General features: G+C 66.1%; 14 protein-coding genes. 8 read left to right on the top strand and 6 right to left on the bottom strand.

Going from position 1 to position 14,760, the window contains the following annotated elements; all coding sequences use genetic code 11:
* Positions 1–10 precede the first annotated feature (10 nt).
* A complete protein-coding gene (locus VHK65_11655) occupies positions 11–979 on the top strand; it encodes an XdhC family protein (GenBank protein ID HVS06802.1) in 969 nt (322 codons plus the stop codon).
* On the opposite strand, the gene VHK65_11650 is transcribed toward VHK65_11655, so the two are convergent.
* Both VHK65_11650 and VHK65_11645 read right to left on the bottom strand, forming a co-directional pair.
* Positions 976–1,323 carry a YciI family protein gene (locus VHK65_11650; GenBank protein ID HVS06801.1) on the bottom strand — a complete coding sequence of 116 codons (348 nt, stop codon included), beginning with the start codon at positions 1,321–1,323 and terminating at the stop codon, positions 976–978. The two genes, VHK65_11655 and VHK65_11650, sit on opposite strands and share 4 nt — an antisense overlap.
* 61 nt (positions 1,324–1,384) lie before the next feature.
* The gene (locus tag VHK65_11645; protein HVS06800.1) at positions 1,385–1,537 is read right to left on the bottom strand and encodes a DUF1059 domain-containing protein; all 153 of its coding nucleotides are present in this window, start codon (positions 1,535–1,537) and stop codon (positions 1,385–1,387) included.
* Between the two features lie 123 nt (positions 1,538–1,660).
* Here VHK65_11645 and VHK65_11640 point away from each other — a divergent pair, with 123 nt between their 5' ends.
* Complete coding sequence (locus VHK65_11640) at positions 1,661–2,437, top strand: BTAD domain-containing putative transcriptional regulator (protein HVS06799.1); 777 nt, start codon at positions 1,661–1,663, stop codon at positions 2,435–2,437.
* A gap of 9 nt (positions 2,438–2,446) precedes the next feature.
* Here VHK65_11640 and ftsH read toward each other — a convergent pair whose 3' ends face one another.
* Positions 2,447–4,414: an ATP-dependent zinc metalloprotease FtsH gene (gene ftsH, locus VHK65_11635; GenBank protein ID HVS06798.1), complete on the bottom strand. Its 1,968-nt coding sequence runs from the start codon at positions 4,412–4,414 to the stop codon at positions 2,447–2,449.
* Between the two features lie 126 nt (positions 4,415–4,540).
* Between ftsH and VHK65_11630 the strand changes: the two genes are divergently transcribed.
* From VHK65_11630 to VHK65_11615, 4 genes are all read left to right on the top strand, one after another.
* Positions 4,541–4,825 (top strand): GlsB/YeaQ/YmgE family stress response membrane protein, encoded by a 285-nt coding sequence (locus tag VHK65_11630; protein ID HVS06797.1) that lies wholly within the window; start codon positions 4,541–4,543, stop codon positions 4,823–4,825.
* A gap of 270 nt (positions 4,826–5,095) precedes the next feature.
* Positions 5,096–6,301 carry a substrate-binding domain-containing protein gene (locus VHK65_11625; protein ID HVS06796.1) on the top strand — a complete coding sequence of 402 codons (1,206 nt, stop codon included), beginning with the start codon at positions 5,096–5,098 and terminating at the stop codon, positions 6,299–6,301.
* A 66-nt stretch (positions 6,302–6,367) separates the two neighbouring features.
* The gene (locus VHK65_11620) at positions 6,368–7,180 is read left to right on the top strand and encodes an ATP-binding cassette domain-containing protein (protein HVS06795.1); all 813 of its coding nucleotides are present in this window, start codon (positions 6,368–6,370) and stop codon (positions 7,178–7,180) included.
* Positions 7,167–8,495 carry an ABC transporter permease gene (locus tag VHK65_11615; protein HVS06794.1) on the top strand — a complete coding sequence of 443 codons (1,329 nt, stop codon included), beginning with the start codon at positions 7,167–7,169 and terminating at the stop codon, positions 8,493–8,495. Before VHK65_11620 ends, VHK65_11615 begins: the two co-directional genes overlap by 14 nt.
* 423 nt (positions 8,496–8,918) lie before the next feature.
* Here the strand turns inward: VHK65_11615 and VHK65_11610 are convergent, their stop codons facing one another.
* The 3 genes from VHK65_11610 to VHK65_11600 are packed head-to-tail and all read right to left on the bottom strand — an operon-like array spanning position 8,919 to position 12,172.
* On the bottom strand, positions 8,919–10,034 hold the full coding sequence (locus VHK65_11610; GenBank protein ID HVS06793.1) for a hypothetical protein: 1,116 nt from the start codon (positions 10,032–10,034) through the stop codon (positions 8,919–8,921).
* A gap of 40 nt (positions 10,035–10,074) precedes the next feature.
* Complete coding sequence (locus tag VHK65_11605) at positions 10,075–11,487, bottom strand: HAMP domain-containing sensor histidine kinase (protein HVS06792.1); 1,413 nt, start codon at positions 11,485–11,487, stop codon at positions 10,075–10,077.
* A gap of 1 nt (position 11,488) precedes the next feature.
* Positions 11,489–12,172: a response regulator transcription factor gene (locus VHK65_11600; GenBank protein HVS06791.1), complete on the bottom strand. Its 684-nt coding sequence runs from the start codon at positions 12,170–12,172 to the stop codon at positions 11,489–11,491.
* Positions 12,173–12,262: 90 nt separating this feature from the next.
* On the opposite strand from VHK65_11600, the gene VHK65_11595 reads away from it, so the two are divergent.
* Both VHK65_11595 and VHK65_11590 read left to right on the top strand, forming a co-directional pair.
* Positions 12,263–12,898, top strand: coding sequence for a PadR family transcriptional regulator (locus VHK65_11595; GenBank protein HVS06790.1), 636 nt, complete (start codon positions 12,263–12,265; stop codon positions 12,896–12,898).
* Between the two features lie 142 nt (positions 12,899–13,040).
* Positions 13,041–14,681 (top strand): MFS transporter, encoded by a 1,641-nt coding sequence (locus VHK65_11590; GenBank protein HVS06789.1) that lies wholly within the window; start codon positions 13,041–13,043, stop codon positions 14,679–14,681.
* Positions 14,682–14,760: the final 79 nt, after the last annotated feature.

The following is a 14,760-nucleotide window of genomic DNA, read 5'->3' as shown; positions in this document are numbered from 1 at the left end:
AGGATCGGGGATGTCACTCGCGGATGACGTGCTGGACCGGGCGGCGGAGCTGCGGCGGCGCGGCGAAACGTTCGTCGTCGCGACCGTCGTCCGGGTCGAGCCACCGACGTCGGCGCAGGCCGGCGACAAGGCGCTGATCACCGCCGACGGAAAACTCTGGGGATGGGTCGGCGGTAGCTGCTCCGAAGGGCTGGTGCGGCGCGAGGCGATGATCGCCATGGGAGACGCGCAGCCCCGACTGGTCAAAATCGCGCCCGACGAGTCGCCCGATCATCTACCCGGCGTCGTCTCGCATCTCAGTACCTGCCCGAGTGCCGGCAAGCTCGATGTCTTCATCGATCCGCAACTCCCACGACCGTTGCTGCTCCTCGTTGGCGATACGCCGGCGGCGCGCACCCTGGTCAAACTAGGTGCCACCATCGGGTACAAGACGTGTGCGGTGCACCCGGGCGCGGTTCCGACCGATTTCCCCGAGGCGGACCAGGTCATCGGCTCGCTCGACCTCGCGCCGGCGCAGCCCAACGCGAGCACATGGGCCGTTGTGGCGACGATGGGCCACTACGACGAGGATGCCATCGAGGCACTCTTAGGCTATGACGTCGCCTACATTGGACTGGTGGCCAGCCGCCGCCGGGCCGCCACCGTTCTCGGCGTCCTTCAGGGCCGAGGCGTCAGGGGCCTGGAACGGGTCCGCCGCGCCGCCGACAGCTCGGTGGGTGGGTCCCAGGAGGAGATCGCCCTGGCGACGCTCGCCGAGATCGTCGCCGCACGCCACGCGGATCAGCGCCGCTATGCGATCCCCCTGCCGGAGACCGCCGTCGATCCGATCTGCGGCATGCAGGTCGAGGTGAAGGGCGCCCTGCATACGCTCAGGGTCGGCGAGACCATCCACTACTTTTGCGGCGCCGGCTGCCTGGATGCGTTCAAGCTGCGGGAAGGTCAGGCGTCGACGTCCCGACCTTCCCGCGGTGACAGCTAGGATCCGATAATCGGTCGGACTTCGATCGAGCCGACGCTGGCCGAGGGTACCTTGGCCGCGTAAGCGACGGCCTCGTCCTGGTTCTTCGCCTCGATGACGTAGAAGCCAATGACCTGCTCGCTCCCAGTGGTGGCGGGCCCTGAGGCGGTCTTCGTCGACCCGTTGCGGACGCGGACCGTGGTCGCCGTTTTTGACGGCTGGACCGGGTCGCCGCCCTTGAACATGCCCTTCCCCGAAAGCTCCTCGTAATAGCGACCGAAGGCAGCCTGCTGTTGCTGCATCTGCGGGCTGTCCGGCGCGGGCATCTTCGATTCGTCGGCGTAGAGCAAATACAGATATTTCATGTTCTCTCCTCTTATTTACACGCGCGCCTTTCCACACCGGGGCGCGCTAATGTTCTGTGGATTAAGCGGGCCTGGCCTGGGCGAGCACCTGGTCTTTGGTGACACCCTCCATGTTGTGGATCTGCTTGGCGTGCTGCTGGACCCCGACCACCAGCTTCGCCTCGTCGTCCGTCTGGAGCGACCAGCCGCATTCACATTCGACGCGTTTTTGCATTCCGCACCTCCTCAAAGGTATTCGACTGAACCGCCGCCCTTTCCTACCGCCGCCCTTTCCACACCGGGGGCGGCTGAGAGCCGGGGGCGGCTAAGATCGATCATCGCTGGACGCCTTTGGCGAATGTTTGGAGGCTCATTGCTTCGCATCTACCTGACCGGTGAGGTCGCCGTCGAGCGTGGCGAGCACTTGCTCCGTGACGCCGATCTCGCCGGTCGCCAGGGGCGCCTGGCACTCGTCTACCTCGTGTCGGAGCGGGAGCGGGCGGTGACCCAGTCCGAGCTCGCCGAGCTGCTCTGGCCCGACTCGCTTCCACCGTCGTGGCCGGTGGCGCTCAGTGCGGTGATCAGCAAGCTCCGCCAGAAGCTGGGCACGCTGGGCCTCGATCGCGACCGGATCATCGCCAATGCTTTTCGCTGCTACCAGTTTCGGCCGCCCGCCGAGACCTGGATCGACCTCGAGGCCGCGGCCGACGCCGTCCACCAGGCCGAAGGTGCCGTGCTCGCCAATCGGCCGCAGGCCGCGTATGGGCCGTCGTTGATCGCGACCACCATCGCGCGCCGCCCGTTCCTCGTGGGAGAGGACGCGCCCTGGGTGATGACTCGACGGGAGCGCCTGCGTGACATCCTGGTGCGAGCGCTCGACTGCCGCGTGGAGGCGCTCATCTGGAACGGCGAGCTCGCCCTCGCCCAGGACCAGGCGCGCGCCGCCGTCGACCTGGAGCCGTTTCGTGAGTCAGGCTATCGCCGGCTGATGCAGGTGCTCGTCAGGCGCGGCGATCGCGCCGAGGCGGTGCGGGTCTACCAGCAATGCCGCCAGCGGCTCGCCGACGAGCTGGGCGTTGCCCCCTCGGACGAGACGGAATCGCTGCTGAAAACGCTACTCGGGAGCACAGCCTGACCGTCGGACCTACGCGCGATGGATCTCGGAGCCGACCTCAGCTTTCGCCAGGTCGCCATCGCGCGAGGAACCGTTGCCAGGGAGCGGCGGGGCGATCACCGGACGGGCCGTCGGCGGCTTGCTGATCCCCGTGGCGGCGTAGATCTCGTCCTGGTCGAGCGTGTCTTTCTTCAGCACTGCCTCCGCCAGGCGATCGAGACGATCGCGGTTTTCCGTCAGCAGGCGCATCGATTCCCGATGGCACTCGTCGACGATCCGGCGGACCTCCTCGTCAAGAATCTTGGCGGTCTCCTCGCTGAAGTGCTCCGTGCTCGCCGCACCGTCGCCGGGTTGAGTCAAGTTCAGCGGCCCCAACTTCGGTGACATGCCAAAGCGCGCCACCATCGAGCGGGCGATTTGATTGACCTGCTGGAGGTCGCTCTCCGCCCCGGTCGTGACGGCGCCGTAGGCAACTTCCTCGGCCGCTCGGCCGCCCAGCGCGAGCGTGATCCGGCCGCGCAGGTAGCTCTCGGGATAGTTGTAGCGGTCGTCGAGCGGCTGGCTGTAGGTCGAGCCGAGGGAAAGCCCGCGCGGCACGATCGTCAGCTTCTTTACCGGATCCGCTCCGGGGATCAGCAGGCCCATCAGTGCGTGGCCCGACTCGTGGTAGGCGATCAGGCGTTTTTCGTCGGCCCCGAGCACGATCGGCCGGCGAAGCCCAAGGACGGATCGCTCGATCGCCTCGTCGAAATCCTCGCGTGTGACGGCCGTCCTGCCCTTGCGGGCGGCGACCAGGGCGGCTTCGTTGACGATGTTTCGCAGGTCGGCGCCGACGAAGCCGGCCGTCGCGCCGGCGATATCGCCGAGGTCCACATCAGGAGCGAGGGAGACCTTGCGCGTATGGATCTTGAGGATCGCCTCGCGTCCCACCTTGTCAGGTGCGGAGACCGTCACGCGACGATCGAACCGACCCGGGCGGAGCAGAGCAGGGTCCAGGACCTCGGGCCGGTTGGTGGCGGCGAGCACGACCACGTTCTGATTCGGCGTGAAGCCGTCCATCTCGGTCAGGATCTGGTTGAGGGTCTGCTCGCGTTCGTCGTTCGCGCCGAAGGCGGCGGAGGACGCGCGTGCGCGGCCGATCGCATCGAGCTCGTCGATGAAGATGATGCTCGGGGCGGCGGCCTTCGCCTTCGCGAACAGGTCCCGGACTCGCGCCGCGCCCACGCCGACGATCGCCTCGACGAACTCCGAGGCCGACAGGCTGAAGAACGGCCGGTTGGATTCACCGGCGACGGCGCGCGCCAGCAAGGTCTTGCCCGTGCCCGGCGCTCCCACCAGCAGGATGCCGTGGGGGATCTGCGCCCCGAGCCGCTGGTACTTTTCCGGCGTCTTGAGGAAATCGACGACCTCGGCCAGGTCCTGCTTGGCCTCCTCGATGCCGGCGACGTCGGCGAACGTGATGCGGGTCCCCGAGTCCGGCGTGTAGAGCGTGGCCTTGCTCTGGCCGAAGGCGCCGAGAAATCCGCCCGGACCCGCCGCGGACATGCGCCGGCTCAGATAGAGAAAGCCACCGATCAGCAGCAGGGCCGGCCCGAAGCTGAGCAGGATGTTCAGCAGCGGTGATCCTCCCGATCCGGGGGCCGTCGCGGTGATGAGGACGTTGTGCTGCTCGAGCAGCGTTTCCAGGCTGTCGGTCGCAAACACCGGCCGCTCGGTCTGAAAGAGCGTGCCGCTGGCCGACCCGGATGTCACCGATGTCTTGAAGTCACCCTGGATGGAGTTGGCCTGCGCGGTGATGTCCTTCACGTTGTCGGCATTCACCTGCTGGATGAAGGTGGTGTAGGGCACCGTGATCCGCGCTGGTCCGCTCATGAACACGAAGGTCAGGATGTAATTGATCGCCAGCAGCACGATGAGGTAAATCCAGAAGCCACGGCTGCGCCAGAAGGGCCGGGGCGATCCGGCCGGCGTGGGTCCGGTACCGCGCGCCGGAAGCAATGGTCGTTTGGTCGGGCTGGAAGCCAAAGTCGTTCCCCTCGCAATCGACTCTACACGCTTGGCAAATCGCCCGGACCAGGCTATGATCTTGTGATAGCGGTACTACTAAATAATTGGAGGCTTGATATGACGCTTACGCACGTGCTCGTCTTGCTGCTGGTCGGCGCGATCGCCGGATTGATTGGCGAACGACTGGTCAGCCGCGGCATGCCCGGTGGGCTGCTCGGTGCGATCGTCGCGGGACTGGTGGGCGCCTGGTTGATGGTCGACATCCTGCACGTCGTCATCGCCCCTGACCTGTCGCTGGGTGGCATCCCGATCCTCTCCGCGATTCTTGGCGCGGCAATCGTTGTCCTCGTTCTCAGTGTCGTCGCGGGCGCGAGCTTCGCTCGCGGGTGGAGCCGACACTAGGCGCTGCGTAGCGCGCGCGGGGTCCCGGCGGCGCAGACGCTCGGGCCCTCGCGTTTTTCCTTAGAACCCCGTCCGGCCTCAGACGGCGGGTGCCCTCCTGGCGCCAGCGAGCCCTACATTCGTTAGAGAGTGTTAGAGGGTCCAGTGGCCCGAACCACTTTGTTCTTGCCAATTGCTCTCAGGGACGGCACAATATGAACTCGGCTCCGCGTAAAGCCACCCAACCTGAGGAGGGAATGCAACGTGCGAAAGGTACGATCTTTGACTTTAATGGCGTCCACGGGCGCGCTCGCCGTCGTTCTGGCGGCGTGCGGTAGCTCGACAGCGGCACCGGCGGCAAGCGCGAGCGTGCCGGCGGACCTCAGTGTCTCGTCTTTCAACCAATCGTTCTCGTACATGGCCAACCTGAAGAGCATGACCACGGCGGGCAGTGGAAACGTTGGGGTGATCCTCCCCGACACCACCTCGTCGACGCGGTACGTCAACTTCGACGCACCGTATCTGAAGCAGGCCTTTGATGGGGCCGGCTATACGACATCGCAGTACACGATCTCAAACGCCGGGGGCGACCCGGCCCAGGAGCTTAACCTCGCCACGGCGGACATCACCGCCGGCGCCAAAGTGCTGATCTTCGACCCTCTGAACAGCAATGTCGGCGGGCAAATCCAGCAACTGGCCGCAAGTCACGGTGTCAAGACCATCAGCTACGACCGGGCCACCTTCACGGGTACCAACGTCTATTACGTGAGCTTCGACAATGTCCAGGTCGGCAAGCTGATCGGCGATGGTTTCCTGAAATGTGTCACCGACTGGCACGTCTCGAGCCCGAAGGTCTTTGAGCTGGACGGCGGCCAGGATACGGACCCCAATGCCGTCTCCTTCGCCCAGGGTTACAACAACTCGATCTGGGGCGACAAGACAACCCCGCTAACCGCAGGCAAGACGAACAGCCAGGGCATGACGCTCGTCGCGGAAAAGATCGCCCCCGGCTGGGACAATGCCGCGGGACAGACCGTGTTCGCCCAGCAGTTCACCGCCAACCCGAGCATCAACGCGACCGTCGAGGCGAATGACGGGCTCGGCAACGCGGCCATTACCGTCCTCAAGAACAAGGGCGTCGGACCCAAGAAGGTCCCAACAACCGGACAGGATGCGACCGAGCAAGGCATGGCCAACGTTCTCAAGGGCTATCAGTGCGGATCCGTCTACAAGGCGGTCTATCTCGAGGCTCAGGACGCGGTTGCCCTCGCCACCGTCCTGCGTGCCGGCCTCACGCCTCCGGCCGCGTTGCTCAATGGCACCACCTCGCCGCCGAGCGGGCAAGCGGGAAGCACCCAGCCAGCCTCACTGCTGGTGCCGATCTGGGTGACAAGCGCGAACATGAACGACACCGTCATCAAGGACAAGTTCGTCGACAAGACCCAACTCTGCACCGACGTTACGACGGCCGTCTGCACGGCCGCGGGCATTAGCTAGATCGTTGTGGCGCCGCCGCCTTCCGCGGCGGCGCCAACCTCCCACCTCACGCGATAAAGTGAAGCGATGGGGCAGGTAATCAAAGACTCGTCAGGGGCCGAGCCACGGTTGAAGGCCCGGGGCGTCGACAAGCATTTTGGCCCGGTGCAAGCCCTCACGCAGGTGGACCTCGACCTCTATGCCGGTCAGGTCACCGCCCTCTGCGGGGATAACGGCGCCGGTAAGTCTGTCCTCACCAAGTGCATCGCCGGCATCTACGAGATCGACCGCGGCCAATTCTTCTGGGAGGGCCGCCCGGTTCATATTCGCAGCCCGCGCGACGCCGCCCGGCTGGGAATCGAGACCGTCTATCAGGACCTGGCGCTCGCCGACAACCTCGACATCGTCCAGAACATGTTCCTTGGCCGCGAACGGACGCGAAGCGCCTTTCTCAATGAGGACGACATGGAGCGTGCCGCGAGCAAGACGCTGGCCGACCTTCGGGTTACCACCGTGCGGTCGATCCGGCAGCCCGTCGCTTCACTCTCGGGCGGGCAGCGTCAATCGGTGGCGGTCGCCAAGGCGGTCATGTGGAACTCCAAGCTGGTCATGCTGGACGAACCGACGGCCGCGCTGGGTGTGGTGCAAACCAAGATGGTGCTCGACCTGGTCAGGCGCTTGCGGGATCGCGGCCTGGCGGTAATGATGATCTCGCACAACCTCAACGACGTCTTCGAGGTGGCGGACCGGATTGCCGTTGTGCACCTCGGCCGGATGGTGACGCAGGGTCGCGCCACCACCTACGACCGGCAAAGTGTCGTCGATTACATGACCACCGGTGCCTCGAGCCGCGCCGGGCAGCCAACGGATGGTAACGGAGCAAAGAGTGGCGCGCGCTGAGGCCCCCGAAACCGCTCCGGATCCGACCGCTGCAGTACATGCCGCGACCATCGAAGTCCCGCCCGAACTCGTCGCCCAATCACTGGGCGAATGGTTCCGTGCCTGGCTGACCCGTATCCGCAGTGGGGAAAGCGGTGCGCTGCCGGTTATCCTCGCCCTGCTCATCATCACGGTCGTCTTCCAGGCGATCAGCCCACATCACGTCTTTCTCTCGGCGGGAAACCTCGTCGCCCTGTTCCAGCAGAGCGCGGTCTTCATGGTCCTGGCAATGGGTGAGATTTTTGTCATCCTCCTCGGCGAGATCGATCTCTCGATCGCCTATGCCGGCGGCGTCGGTGCCGCGGTCACGGTACAGCTGGTGCAGCCAGGCACCGCGAAATGGCCGTGGTGGGGCGCCATCATCGCAGGACTGGCGGTCTGCGCCGTCATTGGGGCGGTCCAGGGAAGCCTGATCACCCGCCTTCGGCTCTCGTCGCTGATCGTGACCCTGGCCGGGCTGCTGATCTGGCAGGGCACGATGCTGATCATCCTCGGCCTCGCCTTCTCCGGCTACCCGAGCCTCGCCGGCTTGAATCCAAATCTGCAGGTGCTCTACAACTTGATGTGGGGAACGATCGACCCCACGGTCAGCTGGATCGCGATGGCGGTTGTCGTCCTCGCTATCGCCGCCCTGCTCTGGTTTGGGGACAACCGCCGGCGCCGAAGCGGCCTGGTCGCACCACCTGTCAGCCTGACGCTCCTGAAAATTGCCGTGATCGCGCTCGTCGCGATCTCGGTGGTGGCGATATGCAATGTCAACCGGGCGGCGTTCGGCACGCTGGCGGGCGTGCCCTGGGTCATTCCCATCGTCCTCGCCGTCTTCGCCGCCTGGATGACGATTCTTCAGCGAACGAAGTTTGGACGCTACGTCTACGCGATTGGCGGTAATCCCGAGGCCGCACGGCGGGCCGGCATCAATCTTGCCGCCGTTCGAACCTTGTGCTTCATGATTTGTACCTTCACCGCTGGCATCGGTCTCCTGCTCTACGCCTCCTATCTGGGCGGCATGTCGGGCAACATCAACGGTGGACAGCTCGTCCTATATGCGATTGCGTCCGTAGTCCTGGCCGGAACCAGCCTCTTCGGCGGCCGAGGCAAGGTGCTCCACGGCATCCTCGGCGGCCTGGTCATTGGCGGGATCTACAACGGGATGGGACTGCTCGGCCTGGACGTCCGCTGGCAGTTCATCGTCACCGGGCTGGTGTTGTTGGTGGCGATCACGATCGACTCGCTCTCTCGCCGGAGCGCCACCTCAGGCAGCGCCGCCCGCGTCTGATCGCCCGTCTGCTTAAAGGCGGCTCGGCCCGAGCGGGACCAGAGGAGCCAGAGAACGGCCGCCGGCAGCACGAGGTTGACAAGGACCGGTACGGGTCCACGCATGGCGCCGATGGGCAGCACGGTCAACAGGAGTGACGCCACCAGGCTGAGTGCCTCGAGGGCGATGACCCAGCGGCGTGCCCAGCGACGCTGCCGGCGAAGGTTGCGCGCCAGCCAGAACATCCCGATCGCAATCAGGATGGTGATCAGGCTGAGCGCGCGGAAGCCCGGCTCGACGATGGCGAACGGGATCGCGCTCAGCCCGGCGACGAGCGAGAGGCTCGCCTGGGTGACCACCAGCACGGAGGCGATCTCCGGTGCACTGGTCGTCGACGGCACAGCGTTTGCGGCGACGGCGGGCGATGCGATGCTCATGGCTTGTTCAACTCCCTTGCAGTTGCTTTTGGACAGTCTTGTCCAAGTCCGCGGCGAACGGCCCTTCTTTTCCGTTGTCAACGATCCAGACGTGCAGCATCGGGGGCGTCGTGATGCTGGTCGACCCTACGGGGCACGTCCAGAAGGGCGTCTCGAAGCTGAACTCGAAGCCGAAGGGGGAGAAGCAGATGCCCTCGTGCTGGTGCCACTGCGTCAGCGGCCCGCCCGGGTCGGGGCCCCACTGGCCGGCGCGCTTCATCTGGTACATGGCGCCGATCAGCTGGAGTCCGTGCTTCGTCTGGGCATAGACGAGGGCCTGCGGATGGTTGGGATCGAGGATGGCATTCGTGTTCCCTGCGTTCGTGAAATGGCGGAGTGGGTCGGCACTCGACACCGCACCAGGCTTGTACCCCGCGGCGATCGCGGCCGCCGGGTCCTGATAGCGGGCGATGCCCGCCCGAGTGTCGCCCAGCAGACGCGAGGCGGCCTGGCGTTGCTCCGGGGTCGCCACGGCTGCGACCGGCTGGAGGAGGGCGCCCGCATGCGCGTGCAGGGCGTCCGGGTGGGCGAGACCGCCGACCCAGATTCCGAGCGTCGCCACGATGGCCATGATCGGAAAGGCGACCGCTCGCCAGATGCGGCGCGGCCAGGTGCGCCGCCCCGGTTGCGCCAGCCGCAGGATGAGGCCGAGCGCGACCAGCTCGATCAACTTGCAGGCAATCCCGATCTGGTCAGGGGTTTCCCAACCGGCGACGACCCAAACGACGTAGGCGACGATCGTCGCCACCAGCCAGAAGACCGCCGGGCGGCGCCACCATGAGGTGAAAAACGCGGCGACTCCAAGCGCGATGAACCCGAGCCCATCGATGACGAACAGGACGCCGGTGATCCCGGCATGACCGGGGACGAGCGCGAGATGGATCGCGCCGCTGGCCAGCATCAGGGCCGCCGCCAGCTTGGTCATCGCTGACGCGGCGTCGAACGCCGTCACGAAGAGGACGGCGGTTTGCAACAGCTGTCGGCGCGCCAGGATCCGGAGGAACAGGAGAAAACACCAGCAGAAGGCGACCAGCAGGATTGCCGCTGAGAGCGCCGGCGCATGAGCGGCGGCCACATCGTACATGGGTCGACCGTACCGCCGGCCGGTAAGAACGACGTAAGGGTTAGCCGGCGAGCGGGAGGCTCACAGTAAACGTGCAGCCGGGGCCGGTGTTGTTCCGGACGCCGATAATTCCGTGATGCTCGTCGACGATCCAGTGGGCGATCGAGAGCCCGAGTCCGGCACCCTTGTTCGACCGTGCCGGATCGGCCTGGTAGAAGCGCTCGAAGACACGCTCGAGATCGTCCGCTGGGATGCCCGTCCCGTCGTCGGCGACCGTGAGCAACGCGGTCGAGTCGAGCTGGCGCAGGCCGAGCTCGATCTCCCCGCCCGGTTTGGTGAATTTCACCGCGTTGTCGACCAGGATCCAGAGCAGCTGCGTGACGGCGTCGATGTCCGCCCGGACGGTCGCGTCCGTCATTCCCACGCTGCGAAAGGTTCGGTCGGGATGCATGGTCTGCGCCTGACGGCCGACCGATGCCATCGTCGCGCGCAGCTCGACCGGCGCAAGCTCGAGGTGCTGGCCGGCGTCGGCCTGGGCCAGCGTTAGCAGGTGGTCCACCAGCCGGCTCATCCGCGCGCTCTCGCTGGCGATGTCATGGGCGGCGGCGGCGCGCACGTCCTCCGTCACGGCCGGACCCTGCGCCAGCAAGTCCGCATTGCCCCGGATGGTCGTCAATGGCGTCCGGAGTTCGTGCGACGCATCAGCGACAAAGCGTCGTTGCGCGTCGAGCGCGACGGTGAGCTGCTGGTTGGCCGCCTCAACCTGCTCCAGCATGCCGTTGAAGCTTTCGCTGAGGAGGCCGATCTCGTCCCGCCGTTTCGCGGGAGGCAGCCGTCGCTTCAAGTCGCGCGTACGGGCGATCGAGTCCGCGGTCTCCACCACGGTCTTGAGCGGCCGCAGCGCCCGCCCGGTGACGAGCCAGCCGGCGAGAAAGGCAGCCAACAAGGTGGGGATCGACGAAATGATGAGGAAGCCTCGCAGGCCCTTGCGGTTCTCGATCTGGATGCTCGTGGGCTGGCCGGCGACGGCGAAGCCGCGCAGGCCGAGATCCGGGCGCGACCATGGCCCGGCGAAGAGGCGCAGCTGCGGGGAGCCAGGGGTATCGACCGTCGCCAGCGCGCCGCCGTTGGCGGCGGCATCGAGCAAGGTCGCCGGCACGGCGGGGGCCGCGCTCCCGACCCGACCGGTGCTCGAGAGGACCACGCCGGACGAGGTCAGCACTTCCGTGAACGGGTCGGTGCGACGCTGCAGATCTTCCGCGCCGGTGAGCGATGGCGTCGCCGTGCCGTTTAGCTCGCCCGGCGGGGCCGTCCGGATCAGTGTCAGGGCATCGGCGGCGCGTTGCCTGAGGGCGTCGTCCTGGGTCGCCGCCTGGCTGTTCGCGGCCAGCTCGTAGACGAGCCAGCCGAAGGCCAGGAGGGTGAGTGCGACCAGAGCCGCGCCGAAGAACGTCAGTCGCAGACGGAACGACACGTCAGGTCTCGCGCAAGCTATAGCCGAAGCCTCGGACCGTCTGGATCAGTGGCGGCTCGCCCTCGCCGTCCAGCTTCGCGCGAAGGTACCCGACATAAACGGCCACGACGTTGTCGTCGGTATCCTCACCGGCCCAGACGGCTCCAAGGAGTTGGTCTCGAGTCAGCACCTGCCGAGGGTGCCGCATGAAGTGGGCGAGCAGCGCGAACTCGCGGGCGGTGAGCGGGATCACCCGCTGACCGCGGCGGACCTCGCGGGTCCCGATTTCCAGGCGCAAATCCGCAAACTGAAGGAGGGTGGCGGGCGGGGGCGTGCGGCGCAGCAATGCGCGGACACGGGCCAACAGCTCCGCATAGGCGAACGGTTTGACGAGGTAGTCATCGGCGCCGGTGTCGAGGCCGCGGACGCGATCGGCCGTCCCGCTGCGCGCGGTCAGCATCAGGATGGGCAGGTCTGTGTCCGCCCGCAGCTGCCGGCACACCTCCAGTCCGTCGATGCCGGGCATCATCAGGTCGAGGACCACAAGGTCCGGCCGGTGCGCACGCGCTTGCGCCAGCGCGTCGGCGCCGCCAAGCGCCACGGCGACCTCGTAGCCTTCGGGACGAAGGACGCGCTGGACGGTGGTCGCGACCATCGGGTCGTCATCGACCACCAGGATCCGCCGGGCGCCTGCGCTCACGTCCATATATCGTCCTCGCTCTTTGTAAGGATGCTGTAAGCCGATTTCTAGTTGACACCGACTAGTCGCAGTGGTATAGTCGAAGTCGACTAAACGATGAAGACTAAAAGAGGACTTCCCCGGACCCCACTGGCTCTGGCCGTCATGAACCTGCTGATGGAGCACCCGATGCATCCCTACGAAATGAAATTGAAGATGAAGGAGCGGGGCCATGACCAGGTCATCAGGCTCAAGGGTGGGTCGATTTACGACACGGTCGAACGTCTAGAAGAGGGTGGATTCATCACAGCACAAGCGCCCAGCCGCGAAGGGCGCCGGCCGGAACGGACGGTCTACGCCATCACCGAGACCGGCCGGGAGGAGATCACGGCCTGGATGCGCGAGATGGTGGCGCAGCCGGTGAACGACTATCCGCAGTTTGCCGCGGCGCTCGCCTTCTTAGCCGTGCTCGACAAGGGCGAGGTCGTGCGCCTCCTCCGGGCGCGGATGGCGCTGCTGGACGGTCAGATTGCCCGGAACGAGAAGGGTCTCGAGAACTTGCAGAAGACCCTGGCGATCCCCCGCCTCTTCCTCGTGGAGGCCGAGTACGGCGTCGTCATGAACCGCGCGGAGTTGGCCTGGGTTCGCAGCCTTATCCGCGACATCGAGGACGGCACGCTGTGGATCACGCATGAGGAGATGCACGCGGTTGACGCGCGACTTGGAAACCGAGAAGGAGGAGGTGATCATTGATGAATAACAACGACCTCCGGCGAAGTGTTCTGACCACTCCGTCAGAGGTCGTGTTCCTCGAGCAGGCCTTTAGCAGGACCGCCACTCAAGGGCGCGCACCCCGAGTATAGCGGCGTCAATTCCAAGGAGGGTTAACACCGCCATGTCCAAAACCGTTCGACCGTCGGCGCCCTGGCTGGCGCTGGCGGTGCTCGCGCTGGGTCTCTTCATGACTCTGCTCGACCTGACCATCGTCAACGTCGCGATCCCAAGCATCGTCGATGACCTGCACGCATCGCTCGACCAGATCCTGTGGGTGCTCAACGGGTACAGCCTGATGTATGCCGTGCTCTTGATCACCTCCGGACGGCTGGGCGACATCTTCGGTCCGCGAAACATGTTCATCGCGGGCGTGGTGGTGTTTACGGTCGCCTCGGCGCTCAGCGGTCTCGCGCAGGATCCAACGCAACTGATCCTTGCCCGCGGTGCGCAGGGTCTTGGGGCGGCCATCCTGGCCCCGCAGGGGTTGCCGATCATGACGACGATCTTTCCGCCGGAGCGGCGAGGTGGCGTCTTCGCCATCTACGGGGGACTGGCCGGCCTCGCGGTACTAGCGGGCCCGATCGTCGGCGGTTTCATCGTCACCAACTTCGGGTGGCGCTGGATCTTTTATGTCAACCTTCCGGTGGGCGCCCTGATCGTGGCGCTGGCGCTCGCGCTGGTTCCGGATCTCCGCCCCGGCCGCAAGCACCGCCTCGATTTCGCGGGTGTCGCGCTCGCCACGGCCGGCCTCTTTGGCGTCGTCTTCGGCTTAATCGAGGGACAGCGCTACAACTGGGGAACGGTCCGGTCCGGGATCACGATCCCTGAGATCATCGCCGCCGGTGTCGTCGTCCTCGCGATCTTCTTCATCATCCAGTGGCGCCGCCAGGACCGCGAGCCGCTGCTGCCGTTCGCCGTGTTCAAGGATCGCAACTACACGATCATGACGCTCGTCCTGATGGCGATGGGGTTCGCCATGGTCGGCGTCTTTCTGCCGATCACCATCTATTTCCAGTCGGTGCTGGGGCTGAGCGCCTTCGACGCGGGAGTCGCTGTGGCGCCGATGGCGCTGACGATGATGCTGTTCTCCGGCGTGGTGGCTCCGCTGGCCGCGCGTTTCGGCAAGTACATCCTGATGGTGGGACTGACGCTGTTCGCGCTTGGGATGGCCTATATCGCCTGGCGGGTGCAGGTGGACTCCAATCGTTGGACCTTCGTGCCGGGGCTGCTCCTCGGTGGGCTGGGTCTTGCGGGAGTGTGGACGCCCGTCTACAGCCTGGCGACCCGTGACCTGCAGCCGCGGCTGGCCGGGGTCGCCTCGGGAGTCTTGAACACTGTGCAGGAGCTGGGCACCGTGATCGGGAGCGCCGCTATCGGCGCGGTGTTGCAGAACCGGCTCGCCACCGGCTTGCAGTCACACGCGGTGGGGTATTCGTCGCAGCTGCCCGCCCCGTTCCGGGCCCCGTTCGTCGATGGCTTCAGCCAGGCGGCGAGCCACGGTCTGGAGGTCGGGCGCGGCCAGACAGGCGGCAGCCTGCAGCTCCCCGCCGGAATACCGGCGCAAATCGTGCAGCTGCTCGAGCGTCTGGCGCATGCCGTCTTCACCCAGTCGTTCGTCGACGCGATGCGGCCCAGCATGGCGCTGGCGATCGCCATCATCGTTGTCGCCGCGGTTGGCGTCACCGGCGTCCGCGCTCGCGCCACCAGAGCCGAGCCGGCGGCTGGGGCGCAGGCCTACCAGGAAGCGGCGCCCGTCGCCTGAGGGACAGGGGCGCCGCCGGGCGGGGCCCCTGTCCTGTTACCCGGTTCCCACCAATTGCGGGTTGCCCCTGTTTCTTGAG

Source organism: Candidatus Dormiibacterota bacterium (assembly GCA_035544955.1).
In the GTDB taxonomy this organism is placed as follows: domain Bacteria; phylum Chloroflexota; class Dormibacteria; order CF-121; family CF-121; genus CF-13.
Note: the sequence above shows the minus strand (reverse complement) of the source record. Positions and strands in the feature narration are given on the sequence as shown.

What these genes read in the sequence shown, in the direction of transcription:
- VHK65_11620 (HVS06795.1), top strand. Translation starts at nt 6,368, where the DNA reads ATGGGGCAGGTAATCAAAGACTCGTCAGGGGCCGAGCCACGGTTGAAG.
- VHK65_11630 (HVS06797.1), top strand. Translation starts at nt 4,541, where the DNA reads ATGACGCTTACGCACGTGCTCGTCTTGCTGCTGGTCGGCGCGATCGCC.
- VHK65_11610 (HVS06793.1), bottom strand. Translation starts at nt 10,034, where the DNA reads ATGTACGATGTGGCCGCCGCTCATGCGCCGGCGCTCTCAGCGGCAATC.
- VHK65_11650 (HVS06801.1), bottom strand. Translation starts at nt 1,323, where the DNA reads ATGAAATATCTGTATTTGCTCTACGCCGACGAATCGAAGATGCCCGCG.
- VHK65_11625 (HVS06796.1), top strand. Translation starts at nt 5,096, where the DNA reads ATGGCGTCCACGGGCGCGCTCGCCGTCGTTCTGGCGGCGTGCGGTAGC.
- VHK65_11655 (HVS06802.1), top strand. Translation starts at nt 11, where the DNA reads ATGTCACTCGCGGATGACGTGCTGGACCGGGCGGCGGAGCTGCGGCGG.
- VHK65_11640 (HVS06799.1), top strand. Translation starts at nt 1,661, where the DNA reads ATGTTTGGAGGCTCATTGCTTCGCATCTACCTGACCGGTGAGGTCGCC.
- VHK65_11595 (HVS06790.1), top strand. Translation starts at nt 12,263, where the DNA reads ATGAAGACTAAAAGAGGACTTCCCCGGACCCCACTGGCTCTGGCCGTC.
- VHK65_11645 (HVS06800.1), bottom strand. Translation starts at nt 1,537, where the DNA reads ATGCAAAAACGCGTCGAATGTGAATGCGGCTGGTCGCTCCAGACGGAC.
- VHK65_11590 (HVS06789.1), top strand. Translation starts at nt 13,041, where the DNA reads ATGTCCAAAACCGTTCGACCGTCGGCGCCCTGGCTGGCGCTGGCGGTG.
- VHK65_11600 (HVS06791.1), bottom strand. Translation starts at nt 12,172, where the DNA reads ATGGACGTGAGCGCAGGCGCCCGGCGGATCCTGGTGGTCGATGACGAC.